Annotated in this window: 12 protein-coding genes; 7 read left to right on the top strand and 5 right to left on the bottom strand. The window is 63.2% G+C overall.

Features of this window, described 5'->3' with window-relative positions; genetic code table 11:
- Positions 1-53: 53 nt before the first annotated feature.
- On the bottom strand, positions 54-2,987 hold the full coding sequence (gene glnE / locus E8E78_RS01885) for a bifunctional [glutamate--ammonia ligase]-adenylyl-L-tyrosine phosphorylase/[glutamate--ammonia-ligase] adenylyltransferase (RefSeq protein WP_049273402.1): 2,934 nt from the start codon (positions 2,985-2,987) through the stop codon (positions 54-56).
- A 383-nt stretch (positions 2,988-3,370) separates the two neighbouring features.
- Here glnE and aceE point away from each other — a divergent pair, with 383 nt between their 5' ends.
- From aceE to E8E78_RS01860, 5 genes are all read left to right on the top strand, one after another.
- Complete coding sequence (gene aceE / locus E8E78_RS01880) at positions 3,371-6,016, top strand: pyruvate dehydrogenase (acetyl-transferring), homodimeric type (protein WP_280312490.1); 2,646 nt, start codon at positions 3,371-3,373, stop codon at positions 6,014-6,016.
- Between the two features lie 13 nt (positions 6,017-6,029).
- On the top strand, positions 6,030-7,667 hold the full coding sequence (aceF, locus tag E8E78_RS01875) for a dihydrolipoyllysine-residue acetyltransferase (protein WP_016497644.1): 1,638 nt from the start codon (positions 6,030-6,032) through the stop codon (positions 7,665-7,667).
- 315 nt (positions 7,668-7,982) lie between these two features.
- The gene (locus E8E78_RS01870) at positions 7,983-10,670 is read left to right on the top strand and encodes an EAL domain-containing protein (protein WP_016497643.1); all 2,688 of its coding nucleotides are present in this window, start codon (positions 7,983-7,985) and stop codon (positions 10,668-10,670) included.
- Positions 10,671-10,821: 151 nt separating this feature from the next.
- Positions 10,822-11,490: a peptide-methionine (S)-S-oxide reductase MsrA gene (msrA, locus tag E8E78_RS01865; protein ID WP_049274033.1), complete on the top strand. Its 669-nt coding sequence runs from the start codon at positions 10,822-10,824 to the stop codon at positions 11,488-11,490.
- A gap of 3 nt (positions 11,491-11,493) precedes the next feature.
- Entirely contained in the window at positions 11,494-12,117 is a 624-nt protein-coding gene (locus E8E78_RS01860) for a glutathione S-transferase (RefSeq protein WP_049274032.1), read from the top strand.
- 147 nt (positions 12,118-12,264) lie between these two features.
- Here the strand turns inward: E8E78_RS01860 and creD are convergent, their stop codons facing one another.
- The 4 genes from creD to E8E78_RS01840 form a co-directional block, all read right to left on the bottom strand.
- The gene (gene creD / locus E8E78_RS01855; protein WP_059394971.1) at positions 12,265-13,593 is read right to left on the bottom strand and encodes a cell envelope integrity protein CreD; all 1,329 of its coding nucleotides are present in this window, start codon (positions 13,591-13,593) and stop codon (positions 12,265-12,267) included.
- A 208-nt stretch (positions 13,594-13,801) separates the two neighbouring features.
- Positions 13,802-15,238: a two-component system sensor histidine kinase CreC gene (creC, locus tag E8E78_RS01850; protein ID WP_049274028.1), complete on the bottom strand. Its 1,437-nt coding sequence runs from the start codon at positions 15,236-15,238 to the stop codon at positions 13,802-13,804.
- On the bottom strand, positions 15,238-15,918 hold the full coding sequence (gene creB, locus E8E78_RS01845; RefSeq protein WP_016497638.1) for a two-component system response regulator CreB: 681 nt from the start codon (positions 15,916-15,918) through the stop codon (positions 15,238-15,240). Before creB ends, creC begins: the two co-directional genes overlap by 1 nt.
- A gap of 237 nt (positions 15,919-16,155) precedes the next feature.
- On the bottom strand, positions 16,156-16,656 hold the full coding sequence (locus E8E78_RS01840) for an ATP-dependent zinc protease (RefSeq protein WP_016497636.1): 501 nt from the start codon (positions 16,654-16,656) through the stop codon (positions 16,156-16,158).
- Between the two features lie 182 nt (positions 16,657-16,838).
- Between E8E78_RS01840 and E8E78_RS01835 the strand changes: the two genes are divergently transcribed.
- Positions 16,839-17,726 (top strand): acyltransferase, encoded by an 888-nt coding sequence (locus tag E8E78_RS01835; protein WP_061203599.1) that lies wholly within the window; start codon positions 16,839-16,841, stop codon positions 17,724-17,726.
- Positions 17,727-17,969: 243 nt separating this feature from the next.
- Entirely contained in the window at positions 17,970-19,319 is a 1,350-nt protein-coding gene (locus E8E78_RS01830) for an APC family permease (protein WP_151326336.1), read from the top strand.
- Positions 19,320-19,369 lie beyond the last annotated feature (50 nt).

The raw sequence follows: 19,369 nt of genomic DNA, 5'->3' as shown, positions 1-19,369 counted from the left end.
AACACCGGTGGTGAGGCATAAACCTTTAGGGCTGCTTTGCAGCCCCGGCACTCTCAAGTCAAACCCAGTTCACCCCAGATCCGCCGCACTTCGCGGCGTTCATCGGCAAATTGCGTCGCATCGATCACCCCGGCCTGCTTCTGCAGGGCCTGGCGGTGCGAGGCCGAGCGGAACGCCTTGTACACTTCACGCAACAGCACCGCGTCACTGGCCGGCATCAGGTTCGCCTGCTCCAGCTCTTCCAGAATGCGGATGTTATCGGTCCATCGGAGTATGGCCGGATGGTCGTGAGACCAGGCCAAAGCGGCGTATTGCACCATAAATTCGATATCGACGATACCGCCGGCATCTTGCTTGATATCAAACGGCACACCGGCCTCGAAGGCATTGGCCGCGGTACCGGCAGCCGTGGCCTTGGTACCGAGGTTGCCGCGCATCTTGGCGCGCATCTCACTCACTTCGGTGCGCAGTTTCTCCAGGTCGCGTGCCTGGCCCAGCACCTTGGCGCGCACGCCTTCGAACGCCGCGCCCACCTGCTTGCAACCCACCAGCACGCGGGCTCGCACCAGCGCCTGGTGCTCCCAGGTCCACGCTTCGTTCTGCTGGTAGCGCTCGAATGCACCCAGCGAACTGACCAGCAGCCCGGAAGCACCGGACGGGCGCAGGCGCATGTCCACGTCATACAGCTGGCCCGAGTTGGTCTGGGTGGCCAGCAAGTGAATGATGCGCTGGCCCAGGCGGGTGAAGAACTGCGCACTGTCGATGGGCTTGCTGCCGTCGGTTTCTGCGTGCGGGTCGCCGTCGTGGATGAACACCAGGTCCAGGTCCGAGCCATGGCCCAGCTCCAGGCCGCCGACCTTGCCGTAACCAATGATGATGAACCCTGGGTCGCACAGGCTGCCGTCGCTGCGCCTGGGCTGGCCGTGGCGGGCCACGGTCTGGCGCCAGGCCAGGGCCAGCACCTGATCGAGGATGGCCTCGGCCAGCCAGGTCAGGTAGTCGCTGACCTTCATCAACGGCAGGTTGCCGCTGATTTCCGAAGCTGCCACACGCAGGCTGTGCGCCAGCTTGAAGTGGCGCAGCGCTTCCATCTGCTGCTCCAGGTCGTCTTCGGGGATGCGCGTCAGGCGTTCGCGCAACTCGCTGGCCAGCTCTGGGGCCAGTGGCGGGCTGAACAAGCGGCCTTCGTTGAGCAATTCGTCGAGCAGCAGCGGGTAGTGCGCAATTTGTTCGGCAATCCACGGGCTGGCGGCGCACAACGTCAGCAGACGGCGCAAGGCACCCGGGTTTTCGGTCAGCAGCACCAGGTAGGCAGAACGCCGCGCCACCGCCTCGACCAGCGGCAACACACGTTCAAGCACCAGGTCGGGGTTGTCATGTTCCACCGCCTGGGCCAGCAGCCGCGGGATGAAGGCATCCAGGCGTTCACGGCCGATACGCTGCATCGAGCGCAACTGCGGGCTGGAGCGCAACCCGGCCAGGCGCCGCAGGGCTTCGACGGGCTGCTTGAAACCGGCCTCTTCCAGCTGCCGGCCAGCGGCTTCCTCGTCCTGTGCCTGCTCCCACAGCGGCGACCATTCGCCGCCCACCACCAGTTCGCCCTCACCGTCTTCGTCATCCGGGTCGGCGATCACCTGGCGGAAGTGCCAGTCGATACGGCCACGCCAGTACATCAACTGGTCGTGGAAGCTCTGCCAGTCGGCAAAGCCGAGCATGTAGGCCACCCGCGCCTGGTCGGTCTCACCTTCCGGCAGCATTTGCGTCTGGCGGTCGGCGATGGCCTGGATGGCGTGCTCGGTATAGCGCAGGAACTCATAGCCCTCGCGCAGCTCGGCGACCACTGCCGGCGGCAGGTAACCCTGGCCCTCGAGGGTGGCCAGCACCTTGAGCAACGGCCGCTGCTGCAGGCTGAGGTCGCGCCCGCCGTGGATCAGCTGGAAGGCCTGGGCGATGAACTCCACCTCGCGGATGCCACCGGCACCCAGCTTGATGTTGTCGGCCATGCCCTTGCGCCGCACTTCCTGCTGGATCAGCTGCTTCATGGTGCGCAGCGCTTCGATCGCGGAAAAGTCCAGGTAACGGCGGTACACGAACGGCCGCAGCACCTCCTGCAACTGCGCCCCGGCCGCCTGGTCGCCCGCCACCACCCGCGCCTTGATCATGGCGTAGCGTTCCCAGTCGCGGCCCTGGTCCTGGTAATACTGCTCCAGGGCATTGAAGCTGAGCACCAGTGCGCCGGCCGAGCCATAGGGGCGCAGGCGCATGTCGACGCGGAACACGAAGCCATCGACGGTCACCGGGTCCAGCGCCTTGATCAGCCGCTGGCCAAGCCGGGTGAAGAACTCCTGGTTTTCCAGCGAGCGCTTCACCCCTTCGGTTTCGCCACCTTCCGGGAAGCCGAAGATCAGGTCGATGTCCGACGACAGGTTCAGCTCCACCGCCCCCAGCTTGCCCATGCCCAGCACCACCATGTGCTGCGGCTGGCCGCTGCGGTTGCCGATGGGCGTGCCGAACTGCTGGCAATGGCGCGGGTACAACCATTGGTAGGCTTCGTCGATGGCGGCATCGGCCAGGTCCGACAGGTCGCGGCAGGTTTCGCCAAGTTCTGCCTGGCGGGTGATGTCGCGCCAGATGATGCGCAGTTGCTGGCGGTTGCGCGCGCGGCGCAGGTTGCGCGCCAGCTCGTCGTCGCTCTGCGCGGCCTGGGCGGCCGCAGCGATTTGCCCACGCAGCTCACCCGGCGCATAACGCCGCTCCAGCTCGCCACTGGCCAGCAGCTCGAACAGCATGGCCGGCTCGCGCTGGGCCAGGCCCAGAACAAAGTCGCTGGCGGCGGCAACCTGGTCGAATTGTTGCCGGTGCACCGGGCTCCAGGCATTCAGGTCGAGGTCGGCGTGAGCGGCCACTGCATCACTGAGGAATTGCCGGTTGCGGGCCAGCAATGGCTGGAGGGTGGCGGGCAGATCGGACGGCAAAGGCAGGCGCATGGTCTATCCTTGATCGGCGTGAAATAGAAGGGAAAAAGCGGCCAAGGGGAAGCCGGACCACGGTTGGACTGTCGTACAAAAGTTGGAAATAGCTGAAAAAAACGAAAACTTGGCAACAAACATCAAGAAGCACCCGTTCGCGTCACAATGCCAACCACCATGAACGTTTTTCCTCACAAGCCAAGGTGCGACCAAACGTCGCAGAAATGTAGTTTTACTACTACCCATGTCGTGTAAAAGCATGAAATGCGCAAGCAAATGTAGTAAAACTACACGGCGCCGGAAGACACCCCGGTAATCCAAGAATTCACGACGTCTGCCCATAAGGCCAGTCGCAACTTCAGGCAATCGATTCTGGTTGCCTTTCCGCCCTGGAGCAAGCCATGCAAGACCTCGATCCAATCGAAACCCAGGAATGGCTGGATGCCCTGGAGTCGGTCCTCGACAAAGAAGGCGAAGACCGCGCTCATTACCTGATGACCCGTATGGGCGAGCTGGCCACCCGCAGTGGCTCCCAGCTGCCGTATGCGATCACCACGCCATACCGCAACACCATCCCTGTCACCCACGAAGCACGCATGCCTGGCGACCTGTTCATGGAACGCCGCATTCGCTCGATGGTGCGTTGGAACGCCTTGGCCATGGTCATGCGCACCAACCTGAAAGACTCGGACCTGGGCGGACACATCTCCAGCTTCGCCTCCAGCGCCACCCTGTATGACATCGGCTTCAACTACTTCTTCCAGGCGCCGACCGAAGAACACGGCGGCGACCTGATCTTCTTCCAGGGCCATGCTTCGCCAGGCGTCTACGCCCGTGCCTTCATGGAAGGCCGCATCAACGAAGACCAGATGAACAACTTCCGTCAGGAAGTGGACGGCAACGGCCTGTCTTCGTACCCGCACCCATGGCTGATGCCTGACTTCTGGCAGTTCCCGACCGTATCGATGGGTCTGGGCCCGATCCAGGCTATCTACCAGGCACGCTTCATGAAGTACCTGGAAGCCCGTGGCTTCATCCCGGCCGGCAAGCAGAAGGTCTGGTGCTTCATGGGCGACGGCGAGTGCGACGAGCCGGAATCCCTGGGCGCAATCGCCCTGGCCGGCCGCGAGAAGCTGGACAACCTGATCTTCGTCATCAACTGCAACCTGCAGCGCCTCGACGGCCCGGTTCGCGGCAACGGCAAGATCATCCAGGAACTCGAAGGCGTGTTCCGTGGCGGTGGCTGGAACGTCAACAAAGTGGTCTGGGGCCGTTTCTGGGACCCACTGCTGGCCAAGGACACCAACGGTGCCCTGCAGCGCCGCATGGACGAAGTCATCGACGGCGAGTACCAGAACTACAAAGCCAAAGACGGCGCGTACGTTCGTGAAAACTTCTTCAACACGCCAGAACTCAAGGCCATGGTCGAAGACCTGTCCGACGACGAGATCTGGAAGCTCAACCGTGGCGGCCACGACCCGTACAAGGTCTACGCGGCGTACCACCAGGCTGTGAACCACAAAGAGCAGCCGACCGTCATCCTGGCCAAGACCATCAAGGGTTACGGCACCGGTGCTGGCGAAGCCAAGAACACCGCGCACAACACCAAGAAGGTCGACGTCGACAGCCTGCGTCACTTCCGTGACCGCTTCGACATCCCTGTCAAGGATGCCGACCTGGAGAACCTGCCGTTCTTCAAGCCGGAAGAAGGTTCTGCCGAAGCCAAGTACCTGGCCGAGCGCCGCGTTGCCCTGGGCGGCTTCGTACCACAGCGCCGTGCCAAGAGCTTCAGCGTACCGACCCCATCCCTGGAAACGCTGAAAGCGATCCTGGACGGCTCGGGCGACCGCGAAATCTCCACCACCATGGCCTTCGTGCGTATTCTGGCGCAGCTGGTCAAGGACAAGGAAATCGGCCAGCGCATCGTGCCGATCATCCCGGACGAAGCCCGTACCTTCGGTATGGAAGGCATGTTCCGCCAACTGGGCATCTACTCGTCCGTCGGCCAGCTCTACGAGCCAGTCGATAAAGACCAGGTGATGTTCTACCGCGAAGACAAGAAGGGCCAGATTCTCGAGGAAGGCATCAACGAAGCCGGCGCCATGTCGTCGTTCATCGCTGCCGGTACCTCGTACAGCTGCCACAACCAGCCGATGCTGCCGTTCTACATCTTCTACTCGATGTTCGGCTTCCAGCGCATTGGCGACCTGGCCTGGGCCGCTGGCGACAGCCGCACCCGTGGCTTCCTGATCGGCGGTACCGCCGGCCGTACCACCCTGAACGGTGAAGGCCTGCAGCACGAAGACGGTCACAGCCACATGATGGCGGGTACCATCCCGAACTGCCGCACCTACGATCCAACCTACGGCTACGAGCTGGCGGTGATCATCCAGGACGGCATGAAGAAGATGACCGAAGAGCAACAGGACATCTTCTACTACATCACCGTGATGAACGAATCCTACCAGCAGCCAGCCATGCCGGCCGGTGTCGAGGAAGGCATCATCAAGGGCATGTACCTGCTGGAAGAAGACACCCGCGAAGCCGCGCACCACGTACAGCTGATGGGCTCCGGCACCATCCTGCGCGAAGTCCGCGAAGCCGCGAAGATCCTGCGTGAAGAGTTCAACGTCGGTGCCGACGTATGGAGCGTCACCAGCTTCAACGAACTGCGTCGCGACGGCCTGGCCGTTGAGCGCGCCAACCGCCTGAAGCCTGGCCAGAAGCCACAGCAGACTTACGTCGAAGAATGCCTGGCCGGCCGCAAGGGCCCGGTCATCGCCTCTACCGACTACATGAAGCTGTTCGCCGAGCAGATTCGCCAGTGGGTGCCGAGCAAAGAGTTCAAAGTCCTGGGTACCGACGGTTACGGTCGCAGCGACAGCCGCAAGAAGCTGCGTCACTTCTTTGAAGTCGACCGCCACTTCGTGGTACTGGCTGCCCTGGAAGCCCTGGCTGACCGTGGCGAGATCGAACCCAAGGTTGTGGCTGACGCCATCGTCAAGTTCGGCATCGACCCGGACAAGCGCAACCCACTGGACTGCTGAGGAGTATTTTTAAGTGAGCGAACTCATTCGCGTACCTGACATCGGCAGCGGTGAAGGTGAAATCATTGAGCTGTTCGTCAAGGTCGGTGACCGTATCGAGGCTGACCAGAGCCTGCTGACCCTGGAGTCCGACAAGGCCTCCATGGAGATTCCGGCCCCCAAGGCCGGTATCGTCAAGGAACTCAAGGTCAAGCTGGGCGACCGCCTGAAAGAAGGCGACGAGCTGCTGGTGTTGGAAGTCGAAGGTGCCGCTGCTGCGGCGCCTGAGGCTCCGGCCGCGGCCGCTGCCCCGGCTGCTGCTCCAGCGCCTGCCGCCGAAGCCGCCCCTGCTCCTGCCGCAGCCCCGGCTGCTGCCAGCGTGCAGGACATTCACGTGCCGGACATCGGCTCGTCGGGCAAGGCCAAGATCATCGAAGTGCTGGTCAAGGTCGGCGACACCGTCGAAGCCGACCAGTCGCTGATTACCCTGGAGTCCGACAAGGCCTCCATGGAAATCCCGTCGCCGGCTGCCGGCGTGGTCGAAGAAGTACTGTGCAAGCTGGAAGACGAAGTCGGCACTGGCGACCTGATCTTCAAGCTGAAAGTCGCGGGCGCTGCACCGGCTGCTGCACCGGCACCTGCTGCTGCACCGGCGCCAGCCAAGGCTGAGGCTGCTCCGGCCGCCGCGCCTGCCGCTGCTGCCCCTGCTGCTGCCCCTGCACCGGCTGCTACCGCACCGGCTGCTGGCAACAATGCCAAGGTTCATGCAGGCCCGGCTGTTCGTCAGCTGGCCCGTGAATTCGGTGTCGAGCTGGGCGCAGTGGCTGCCACCGGCCCGCACGGCCGTATCCTGAAGGAAGACGTGCAGGTTTACGTCAAGGCGATGATGCAAAAGGCCAAGGAAGCCCCGGCAGCCGCCGGTGCAACCGGTGGCGCTGGCATCCCGCCGATCCCGGTGGTGGACTTCAGCAAGTTCGGTGAAGTGGAAGAAGTGGCCCTGACCCGCCTGATGCAGGTCGGTGCCGCCAACCTGCACCGCAGCTGGCTGAACGTGCCGCACGTGACCCAGTTCGACTCCGCCGACATCACCGAGCTGGAAGCCTTCCGCGTTGCGCAGAAGGCCGTGGCCGAAAAAGCTGGCGTGAAGCTGACCGTGCTGCCACTGCTGCTCAAGGCCTGCGCCTTCCTGCTCAAGGAACTGCCGGACTTCAACAGCTCGCTGGCGCCAAGCGGCAAAGCCATCATCCGCAAGAAGTACGTGCACATCGGCTTCGCCGTGGACACCCCGGACGGCCTGCTGGTCCCTGTGATCAAGAACGTCGACCAGAAGAGCCTGCTGCAACTGGCTGCCGAAGCCGCTGCACTGGCCGAGAAGGCGCGTACCAAAAAGCTGTCGGCCGACGACATGCAAGGTGCCTGCTTCACCATCTCCAGCCTCGGTCACATTGGCGGCACCGGCTTCACGCCGATCGTCAACGCGCCGGAAGTGGCTATCCTGGGCGTCTCGAAGGCGACCATGCAGCCAGTGTGGGATGGCAAGGCCTTCCAGCCGAAGCTGATGCTGCCGCTGTCGCTGTCCTACGATCACCGTGTGATCAACGGCGCTGCCGCCGCGCGCTTCACCAAGCGCCTGGGCGACGTGCTGGGCGATATCCGCACCATGCTGCTGTAAGGCAGCCCGCTGCCCCTCCTTGCGAGGGGCAGTACCCTTTTCGAGCTGCCACGCTCGTACCTCAACCCCGCCAATTGGCGGGGCTTTTTTTGTCCGCCGATAGGGTTTTGCCGCCAGGGAGATCGAGCGCCGCCCGCGCGGCGCTCGATCTCCCAAGCGGCAAAAATTCCAACGCGATCTAAGTTTTCCGCCCCACCCGCCGATAACCTGTCCACAGCATCAAGCATGGCCGCTTGCCAGCCCTCGGGACATGATGCAACCTTGCCGAATCCGCCGCCGCTCCAAGGCCGCGCTCCCTGTTCAAGCGAGTCTTCGATGAAAAGCCAACCCGATGCCGCCAGCCGTGTGGCGGCCGAGGTCGTCACGCCGTTACCCGTGCCCTCGCGGCTCGGTATGCTGCGTTTCGAAAGGCTCAACGAAGCCACCTGGTCCATGCTCTACCTTGACCCGGCCTGCGAGCGCCAGTTTGGCCTGCACGCCGCCGACCTGTGTGCCCTGGTGGACGCGCCCTACGCCAGCCTGATGGAGCCCGAGGCCCGCTACCGGCTGCACGACGAGATCCAGCTGCAACTGGCCCAGCGCGGCTACTACCGCGTGCGCTACTCCCTGCACACGCCAACCACCTCGCTGCGCCTGCTGGAAACCGGTGAAGCCTACAAGCAGCACAACCGCCAGCTGTTGCGCGGTTACCTGAGCGTGCTCGACGACCAGCCCGACGACGCAGGCGAGAGCGCCAGCGACCTGGAGTCGCGCAACAACCGCCTGCAACTGGCCCTGCAACTGAACCAGCGTGCCCAGCAGGAACAACTGGAACACCTGGAGCGGGTACGCGGCCAGCAGGACCTGATCCTGCGCCTGGCGCGCCAGCGCTACAGCGCCGAGAACTCCCTGCTGGAAGCCGCCCAGCTGATCACCCAGAGCGCCTGCGAAATTTACAAGGTCGACAGCGCCAGCATCTGGCACCTGGACGACCAGCGACTGGAACCGATCACCGCCTGGTACCGCGACGCGCAGGAGCATCGCCAGCCCGAAGCCATCGATGCCAGCCGCTTCCCCGACTACCTTGAAGCACTACACGCCAGCCGCGCCATCGACGCCCACAACGCCGGCCACGACCCGCGCACCCGCGCCCTGACGCAAAGCCTGCGCCCCGAAAACAAGGCCATGCTCGATGCCAGTATCCGCGTCGATGGCCAGGTGGTCGGCGTGTTGTGCCTGGAGCAGAGCGGCCAGCCACGGGCCTGGCAATCGGACGAGATCGCCTTTGCCGGCGAGCTGGCCGACCAGTTCGCCCAGGTCATCACCAACCACAACCGGCGCGCGGCGGCCAGCGCACTGCACCTGTTCCAGCGTGCGGTGGAGCAAAGCGCCAGCGCCTTCCTGCTGGTCAACCGCGATGGCCGGGTGGAATACGTCAACCCAAGCTTCACCGCCATCACCCAGTACAGCACCGACGAAGTGCAAGGCCGCCAGCTGGGCGAGCTGCCTGCACTGGAAAACCTGAGCGAACTGCTGTTCGACTCGCCCTCCAGCCTGGCCATGGGCAATAGCTGGCAGGGCGAATTCAAGAGCCGGCGTAAAAACCTGGAGCCCTACTGGGGACAGTTGTCGATTTCCAAGGTGTACGGCGACAACCGTGAGCTGACCCATTACATCGGCATCTACGAAGACGTCACCCAGACCAAGCTGGCCCAGCAGCGCATCGAGCGCCTGGCCTACACCGACAACCTGACCAACCTGGGCAACCGCCCGGCTTTCATCCGCAGCCTGGACGAGCGCTTCGTCCGCGATGGCGAAAGCGCGATGTGCCTGCTGCTGGTAGACATCGACAACTTCAAGCGCATCAACGACAGCCTCGGCCACCAGACCGGCGACAAGCTGCTGATCAGCCTGGCCCGGCGCCTGCGCAACAGCCTGCACAGCGGTGGCATCCTGGCGCGCTTTGCCAGTAACGAGTTCGCCGTGCTGCTCGATGACACCAGCCTGGAAGATGGCCAGGGCGTTGCGCTGCAGTTGCTGAGCACACTCGACAAGCCGATGTTCGTCGACAACCAGCTGATCAACGTCACCGCCTCGGTAGGCCTGGCTTGTGCACCGCTGCACGGCGTCGACCCCGCCAGCCTGATGAAAAACGCCGGCCTTGCCCTGCACAAGGCCAAGGCCAACGGCAAGCATCAGGTACAGGTGTTTACCGAGGTGCTGAACGCCGAGGCCAGCTACAAGCTGTTCGTCGAGAACAACCTGCGCCGCGCCCTGACCCAGAACGAGCTGGAGGTGTTCTACCAGCCCAAGATCTGCCTGCGCAGCGGCCGCCTGCTGGGGCTGGAGGCATTGCTGCGCTGGAACCACCCCGAGCGCGGTATGATCCGCCCGGACCAGTTCATCAGCGTGGCAGAAGAAACCGGCCTGATCATCCCCATCGGCAAGTGGGTGGTACGCCAGTCGTGCCGCATGAGCAAGCAACTGCGCGAGGCCGGGCTGGGCAACCTGCATGTGGCCATCAACTTGTCGCCCAAGCAGTTCTCCGACCCGGACCTGGTGGCGTCCATCAGCACCATCCTCAACGAAGAAGCCCTGCCCCCGCACTTGCTTGAGCTGGAGCTGACCGAAGGCCTGCTGCTGGAAGCCAGCGAAGACACCCACCGCCAGCTGGACGAACTGAAGGCCCTGGGCCTGACCCTGGCCATGGACGACTTCGGCACCGGCTATTCGTCGCTGAGCTACCTGAAGAAGTTTCCGATCGACATCCTCAAGATCGACCGCAGCTTCATCAACGAAATCCCGGATAACCAGGACGACATGGAAATCACCTCGGCAGTGGTGGCCATGGCCCATAACCTCAAGCTGAAGGTGGTGGCCGAAGGTATCGAGACGCCGGAGCAGTTGGCGTTCCTGCGCCGGCACCGCTGCGACGTGGGCCAGGGCTACCTGTTCGACCGGCCGATTCCAGGGCGCGAGCTGGCCGAGCGGCTGAAGCGTTATCCACGTGGCCCGGTGGCCTGACAGCAGCGCAAACCTCGGGCACTATAGAGGTCATTCGGGCCCTTTCGCAGCGCAAGGCTGCTCCTACAGAAAAGCGCGTGCCCTGTAGGAGCAGCCTTGTGCTGCGAATGCCCCAACACCTATCCCACTGAATAAACACAGAGGAACGGCCATGGTCCTGCGTTCGGAAATCCTGGTGAACAAAAACGTCATGCCAACTGCGGAACAGGCCCTGCCTGGCCGCGAAACGCCAATGAGCCTGCCCGAGTTCCACTACGTGTTCGAAGGCACCCCGCTGCTCGGCCCCTTCTTCGAAGGCGCCATCGACTTCGCCATCTTCGGCCTGGGTTGCTTCTGGGGCGCGGAGCGGCGCTTCTGGCAGCGTGAAGGTGTGGTCAGCACCGTGGTCGGCTACGCCGGCGGCTTCACCCCTCACCCTACCTACGAAGAAGTCTGCTCGGGCCTGACCGGCCACACCGAAGTGGTGCTGGTGGTGTTCGACAAGGACAAGGTCAGCTACCGCGAGCTGCTGGCGATGTTCTGGGAACTGCACAACCCGACCCAGGGCATGCGCCAGGGCAACGATGTCGGCACCCAGTACCGCTCGGCCATCTACTGCACCAGCCCTGAACAGCTGGAACAGGCCAAGGCCAGCCGCGACGCCTTCCAGGCGGAACTGAACAAGGCCGGCTTCGGTGAAATCACCACCGAAATCGACCAGGCACCGACCGTGTACTTCGCCGAGGCCTACCACCAGCAGTACCTGGCCAAGAATCCGCAAGGCTACTGCGGCATCGGCGGCACCGGTGTATGCCTGCCACCCAGCCTGCAGGGCAACTGAACCATGGCCACGATGACCCTGTTCCACTCGCCATTGTCCCCTTTCGTGCGCAAGGTCATGGTGGTGCTGCACGAGACCGCCCAGCTTGAGCGCGTGACGCTGCAACCGGTCAACATCAGCCCGGTCAGCGGCGACCCGCAGCTCAACCACGACAACCCGATCGGCAAGATCCCGGCCCTGCGCCTGGATGACGGCACCGTGCTGCATGACAGCCGGGTGATCTGCGAATACCTCGACCTGCAACATGTCGGCCTGCCACTGCTGCCCCGCGAAGGCTCGGCGCGCTGGCGGCGCCTGACACTGGTGTCGCAGGCCGATGCGATCATGGATGCAGCAGTATCGTCGCGCTATGAAAGCTTCCTGCGCCCAGAAGACAAACGCTGGGACGGCTGGCTGCTGGCGCAAGGCGACAAGATCCGCCGTAGCCTGGCCAACCTGGAGCAGGAGCACCTGCCCGAGCTGGTGTCCGGGTTCGACCTGGCGGCGATTGGCGTGGCCTGTGCGCTGGGATACCTGGATCTGCGTCAGCCGGAGTTTGGCTGGCGTGAGCGCCAGCCTGGGTTGGCGGCGTGGTATGCAGAGGTGGCCAAGCGGCCGTCGATGGTCGCCACAGCACCGACAGCCTGACAGGGACATTCGCAGCCCAGGCTGCTCCTGCAGGGGATGCCACCGCCTGTAGAAGCAGCCTTGTGCTGCGAATTTCTCACTTGGCTGCCACAGGAAACAACAGCCCGATCCTGTAGGCCAACCACCGCCCGATTTCTTTGTCCTCCCTCATGCCGACCTCCCCACCCGCGCCCAGTCCAGCCGTCGGGTCAGCACCATGAACACCCCCAGCAAGCCAAAGCACAGCAGCGAGCCCATCAGCAGCGCATAGTCCTCGGCACTCAGCAGCCCATACAGCAGCGCATACAGCGCCGCCAACCCCGCCGCAAACCCCACCCCTCGTGCCAGGCTGCGCAACACATGGCTGAGGTAGAAGCCGATCAGCAGCACACACGCCGAAGCCGACAGCCCGTACGCCAGGCCAAAGCCTATGTGCTCGGACAACGACAACAGCAGCAGGTAGAAGAACGCCAGCGCCACACCCACCAGGATGTACTGCACCGGGTGCACACTCAGGTTTTTCAACACTTCGAACAGGAAGAAGCCGGCAAAGGTCAGCGCGATGAACAGCAACGCGTATTTGATCGCCCGCTCACTCTTCAGGTACTGGTCCACCGGGTCGACAAAGCTCACGCCGAAGCTGCGCTCGCTGAAGTCTTCGCACTGGCCGGCAGTGGCGCATTGGCGCAGGGCATCTTCAAGGTTGGTGGCGAAGAACGACGTCTGCCAGTGGGCGCTGAAGCCTTGCGCATCGATGTCTCGGCGGTTGGGCAGATAGCTGCCGACAAAGCTCGGATGCGGCCAGTTGGCACGCATGTCAACGCTGCTGGTGCGGCCCACCGGCACGATGTGCAACTGGCCGGTGCCTTGCAAAGCAAGGTCGAAGCCGTAGCTGAATTCCCGTGCCTGCATACCGTCCAAACCCGGCAGGCTGGCATGCACGCCACCGCGCATCCAGTCGAGCTGGGTGCCCGCCTCGAACGGCACCTTCTGTTCGTCCATGCTCAGTTCCAGGCCATTCTCGATGCCGCGGATATCGCTGATGCCCACCACCAGGAAGGGTTTGTCGAAGCGGTAGTCGTCGAAGTCCTTGTCGATACCCCAACGCTCCGGGAGCCTGAAGCGGCCGCTGATACGCCCCTTGGCGTGGAACAGCCGGGCCTGATAGATGCCGCGGGCACGCAGTTCGGTGTCCACGCCCAGGTCGGCGGCGAAGGTGTCCGGCAGGAAGTACAAGTGGCCGGCAATGGTGCTGGTTTCCTGGGTGCGCTCGCCGTCCTTTTCGATCCAGCGGCGCTGGTACTTGCGGTACGGCACCACCAGCAGCGGGCCGCTGAGCTGTTGGTCAAAGCTGGCACTTTGGGCGATGTCGCGCAGCACGTTGTCGCGCAGGGCCTGGCGCTCATCGATCAGGCCGTTGATCAGCAGCAGCGGGATGAGCAGCAGCACTATGAGCACGGCGATCATGCCGAGTTTGTAACCGAGGGTCTTGGTCATGGGGCCTCCTGTGGCAGTGGGCGCAGTGTCTGCGCCTTGCGTGGAGGCCTTGGGGAGACTGTGTGGAGATTGTGTGTTTTTGGGGCCGCTTCGCGACCCATCGCGACACTAGGCCGCTCCCACAGGTACCGAGCAGGTTCAAAATACAGCGCAGTTCGTGTGGGAGCGGCCTTGCGTCGCGATGGGCTGCAAAGCAGCCCCGGCTATTTCAGCTGATACGCCGCACCGGCAGCCATAAACGCACCCGCACCCCACCATCGACGTTATCCACCGCCAGCGCCCCGCCATGCAGTTGCATTACCTCGGCCACAAAATTCAGCCCCAGCCCGGTGCTCTTGCGCCCGCTCCCTGGCCGCGGCAACGAGTAGAACCGCTCGCTGACCCGCCCGATGGCATACGCCGGTATCGCCTGCCCCTGGTTGAACAGGCTCAATGCCACCCGCTCGCCGTCGCGCTCCAGGTCAAACAGCAGGGCGCCACCTGCGGGGGTGAAATCCAGTGCGTTATCCAGCAGGTTGGCCAGCGCCTGGCGCATCAGGAACGGATCACACAGCAAGCGCAAACCAGCCGGCACCCGCTGACGCACGTGCAAACCGGCGCCTTCGATCCGCGCCCCATGAGCCAACAACAACTCGTCCACCAGCGCCGCCAGCGCCACCTGCTGTTCATCCTCCAGGGCCTGCATCTGCTCGACCCTGGCCAGGTTTAGCAGGCGCTCGACCATCTGCTGCAAGCGCTCGCTCTCGCGCTCGATATTGCCGGCAAAGCGCGCGCGCTGGTCGGCGGGCATGCCCTCGTCCTGCAGCAGCTCGCAAGCCCCACGGATGGCCGCCAGCGGGCTTTTCAGTTCGTGCGTCAGGGTATGCACATAGCGCTCGACATAGGCCTTGCCCTCCAGCTGGGTACGCATGCGTTCCACCGCCTGGGCCAGGTGCGCCAGCTCGCCGCCCTTGTAGTGCGGCAACGCAGCCCGCTCACCCTCGCTGACCGCCTGGGCATAACGGGCCAGCCGGCGGAGCGAGCGTGCCAGCCACCACGACAGCGCCGCGCCAATCAGCAAGCCCAGGCCGATCAGCCCCAGGCCCAGCGTGAGCAGGCGCCGCTCGGAACGGTCGATGTACGGCTGCAGCGAGCTGTTGGGTTTGGCCACGGTGACCACGCCGATGACCTTGCCGTCGTCGGTGATCGGTGCGCCAACGTGCATCACCGAGGTACTTTCATCATTGGGGTCGCTGCGGGTGGAGCGCGCGCCGTACTGGCCACGCAGGGTCAGCAGCACGTCATTCCACTGCGAGTAATCTTTGCCCAGCGCCTCACCGCTGGAGTCCAGCAGCACGATGCCCTTGGCGTCAGTGACATAGATGCGGTGGCTGACCTGGTTCTTGGCCAGGCCCCAGATCTGCGCGCCCGGGCTGCGCGAGCCGTAGGCCTTGAGTACTTGCGGCAGGCGGCTCTGGCTCAAGGTGCCGGCCTTGACGTCATCGCGCAGGATCTCGGCCAGCAGGTTGGCGGTGTCGACCAGTGTTTCTTCGGAAGACTGGCGTACCACCGGGCGAATCTGTTCACGCACCGTGTTGAGCAGAAAGTAGCCCGCCAGGCCGACGAACAGGAAGTACACCAGGAAGATCCGGATGCCCAGGCGCATCAGGCATGGTCCGGGCTGTAGCTGTAGCCGAGGCCGCGGTGGGTCTGGATCGGCTCGGCATCACCCGCGACCTGGCGCAGCTTGGCGCGCAGGCTTTTGATATGGCTGTCGATGGTGCGCTCGTACCCGGCATCAGAGGCCACCCCCAGGGCATCAAGCAGCTGTTCTCGGCTGAACACCCGCTGCGGCTGCTCCAGCAGGGATTGCAGCAGGCGGAATTCGTGGCGGGTCAGCGTGAGTGGCTGACCGCGATAGGTGATCTGCATGCGCAGGGTGTCGAGCTGGAACAATGCCGCATCGGTAGCCGGGTCGGCCCTGGGGCCCATGCGTTTGAGGATCGCCCGCACCCGCGCAGCCACTTCACGCGGGCTGAAGGGTTTGACCACGTAGTCGTCGGCACCAATTTCCAGGCCCACCACCCGGTCGATTTCACCGTCACGGGCGCTGAGGAACATCACTGGCACGTCGCTGAAACGGCGCAATTGGCGGCAGGTTTCGAAGCCACTGATGTCAGGCAGGCCGATGTCGAGGATGATCAGGTCGGCCGGGCGCTGGCGCTGCTGGTCGAGGGCAGCGCCGCCCAGGGTCACCCATTCGGTGCTGTGGCCGTCGGCCTGCAGGGCGTAGACCAGGGTGTCGGCGATGGCGGCTTCGTCTTCGACGATGAGGATATGGGGCATGGATGCGCGGCCTGTGCAGATGTCGATGGCGACGCACTATTGTGTAGGAGCGGCCTTGTGTCGCGAAAGGGCCGCAGAGCGGCCCCGGCAATATCTGCTTCAGCGCTGAGATCATGGGGCCGCTTTGCGGCCCATCGCAGGCAAGCCAGCTCCTACACGTACTGCCCAGCCTTCGAGAGCAGCGTTAACCTGTGGGAGCGGGCGTGCCCACGAAGAGGCCAGTGCAGGCAGCCTGGATCAGCAATCAGGCTTGCCAGCGGTAAACTTCTTGGCCGGGTTGACCGCGGCCTTGAACTCACGCAGCGCCTTGGACCCCACCAGCAGCGGGTAGTTGAAGCTGCTGCGGTCCACCAGGTTCACTTCCACGGTGCGCTTCACGTCACCCAGGCACAGCTCCAGGTCCACCACCGGGCGCTTGGAAATTTCCGGCGCATCGCCCTCTTCCTCTTCATCGGCACGGCCCTTGATCTTGCTGATGCGCGAGACCTTGTGCTCGTACACCTTGCCGTCCGAGTCCTTGGTCGCCAAGCGGAAACGTACCCACTCGTCGCCATCGCGGTTGAACAGCTCAATGTCCTTGGCCGACAGCGACGCGGTGAAGGCACCGGTGTCCATCTTGGCCTTCAGGGTTTCGCCCAGCTCGGGCAGGGCGATGTTCTCGTACCGGCCGTAGATTGTAGGTTCGGCGGCCATTACTGGCAGCGCCAACAGTGACAACATGGCAAACAGAGATTTCACAAGCAGGCTTCCTTGAGAAGGGTCAGTGCTTAGACTGCACTGGCAGGATAGGTTCGCTGTCCCAAGCCTAATCAACATAATGTGAAACATTTGTTGCCGCCGCAGGGCATTGGACATTTGGCGTAGGACACTGCCCTGCTTATCATTGCCAGCCGTTTATTTCCCACAACAAGAGTCTCTTTATGCGTCGCCTGCTGACCGGCATTCTTACTACCACTCTGCTGCTGCTCAATACTGTTGTGTTGATCTGCCCGCTGCTGGTCTTTGCCCTGCTCAAGCTGGTGCTGCCGGGCCGTGGCCGCGACTATGCCTCGTGGGCAGTGATGTGGGTGGCCGAAACCTGGTCGGAAATCGACAAGGCCATCTTCGCCCTGTGCATTCCTACAAAGTGGGACATCCGCGGCGTAGAGAACCTGCGTAAGGACACCTCCTATCTTGCGGTAAGCAACCACCAGACCTGGGTCGATATCCCGGCGTTGATCGAAAGCCTCAACCGCCGCACGCCTTTCTTCAAGTTCTTCCTCAAAAAGGAATTGATCTGGGTTCCGCTGCTGGGCCTTGCCTGGTGGGGGCTGGATTACCCGTTCATGAAGCGCTACAGCAAGGCGTTTCTGGAAAAGCACCCCGAGCTCAAGGGCAAGGACCTGGAGATCACCAAGGCGGCCTGCGAGCTGTTCAAGCGTCAGCCAGTGACCGTGGTCAATTACCTGGAAGGCACCCGGTTTACCGAAACCAAGCGCCAGGAACAGCAGTCACCGTATCGCTACCTGCTCAAGCCCAAGGCTGGCGGCGTGGCCTTTGTGCTGGCGGCATTGGGTGAACAACTGGATGCACTGCTGGACGTGACCATCGTGTACCCCGGCAACCAGGCACCGGGGTTCTGGGCATTGCTCAATGGCAGCATTAGCCGGGTGATTATCGACATTCAGGTGCGGGAGCTGGACCCGGCATTGTGGGCGGGCGATTACGAGAATGACCCCGAGTTCCGGCAGACCGTACAGGCCTGGGTGAACCAGCTGTGGTCGGCGAAGGACCAGCGGATCGAGCTGCTCAAGGCCGAAATGGGCTGATATGTTTATCGTCTGACCGGGCCTCTTCGCGGGTAAACCCGCTCCCACAGGGAGGGCGTCGCACTCAAAGGCAGTGCTATACCTGTGGGAGCGGGTTTACCCGCGAAGAGGCCAGAACAGGCAAAGCACAATCCCGATTAAAACCCAGGCTAATAATCAACATTAGGATTACTTCTTTGTCACACCCCACCTAAGTGGATAAAAATCGATCAAAGCACAATTACAAAAAGCCTGGATCGATCAATGGCCAACCAACCTAGCTCCGCCCCCGCCCAATTCCGCCGTGTCCTCGGCCTGCCCGCCCTGGTGTTCTTCGGCCTGGTCTACATGGTCCCACTGACCATCTTCACCACCTACGGCATCGTCACCGAACTCACCGGTGGCCGCACCGCCGGCGCCTACCTGGTCACCCTGGTGGCCATGCTGTTCACCGCTGCGTCCTACAGCTTCATGGTCAAGCGCTTCCCGGTGGCGGGCTCGGCCTATTCCTACACCAACATGGCCTTTGGCCCCAATATCGGCTTCCTTGCCGGCTGGTCGCTGCTGCTCGACTACCTGTTCCTGCCGATGATCAACTACCTGCTGATCGGCCTGTTCCTCAACATCGCGTTCCCGGCAGTGCCCGCCTGGGCCTTCGTACTCGCCTGCATCGCCCTGGTGACAGTGCTGAACGTGGTCGGCATCAACTCGGTGGCCAAGACCAGCAACCTGATCGTCGGCGCGCAGATCGTATTTATCGGCGTGTTTGTCGCGCTGTCCTGCCAGACACTCGCCGGCCAGCCGCTCGACCTGCTCTCGCCGCTGCTGGGTGACGGCAGCAAGCCAGGCTTCGGCCATCTGATGGCTGGCGCAGCGGTGCTGTGCCTGTCGTTCCTCGGCTTCGACGCCGTATCGACCTTGGCCGAAGAATGCCGCGACGCACGCCGCGACGTGCCACGGGCGATCATCCTCACCACCCTGTTTGCCGGCTTGCTCTTCACCCTGCTGGCCTATGTCAGCCAACTGGTGCTGCCAGGCAGCAGCTTCGCCAATGCCGATGCAGCGGCCAACGAAGTGATGTTCAAGGCGGGCGGGCAGTTCCTTACCAACTTCTTCACCGCCGCTTATGTTGCAGGCAGCCTGGGCTCGGCGCTGGCCTCGCAAGCGGCGGTGTCGCGCATCCTGTTCACCATGGGCCGCGACAACGTGCTGCCACGGCGCAGCTTTGGTTATCTTTCACCGCGCTTTGGTACGCCGGTGTTCGCCATTTTGCTGGTGTCGGCATTCTCGCTGCTGGCGCTGGTGATCGACCTGTCCACCCTCGCCTCGCTGATCAGCTTTGGTGCGCTGGTGGCGTTCTCGGCGGTGAACCTGGCAGTGGTGAAGACGCACCTGATGGATGACGCTAGCCAGCGTAATGCCAGGGGGCTGGTGAGCTATGGCGTGGTGCCGCTGGTGGGGTTGGCGCTGACACTGTGGCTGTGGACCAGCCTGTCGGCGCTGACGCTGATGATCGGGTTGTGCTGGTTTGCCTTGGGGCTGGCCTATCTGGCGACCCTGACTGCCGGTTTCCGCCGCCCAGTGCGCCTGATGGACTTCTCCGAAGCAAGCTGATACTGGCGACGGGTACTGATATTTTTGCTAGTTGTGCGTGGCCTCGCGAA

The sequence above is a fragment of the Pseudomonas sp. BN505 genome, from assembly GCF_029873175.1.
Classification (GTDB): domain Bacteria; phylum Pseudomonadota; class Gammaproteobacteria; order Pseudomonadales; family Pseudomonadaceae; genus Aquipseudomonas; species Aquipseudomonas putida.
This window is presented reverse-complemented; position numbering and strand designations above follow the sequence as displayed.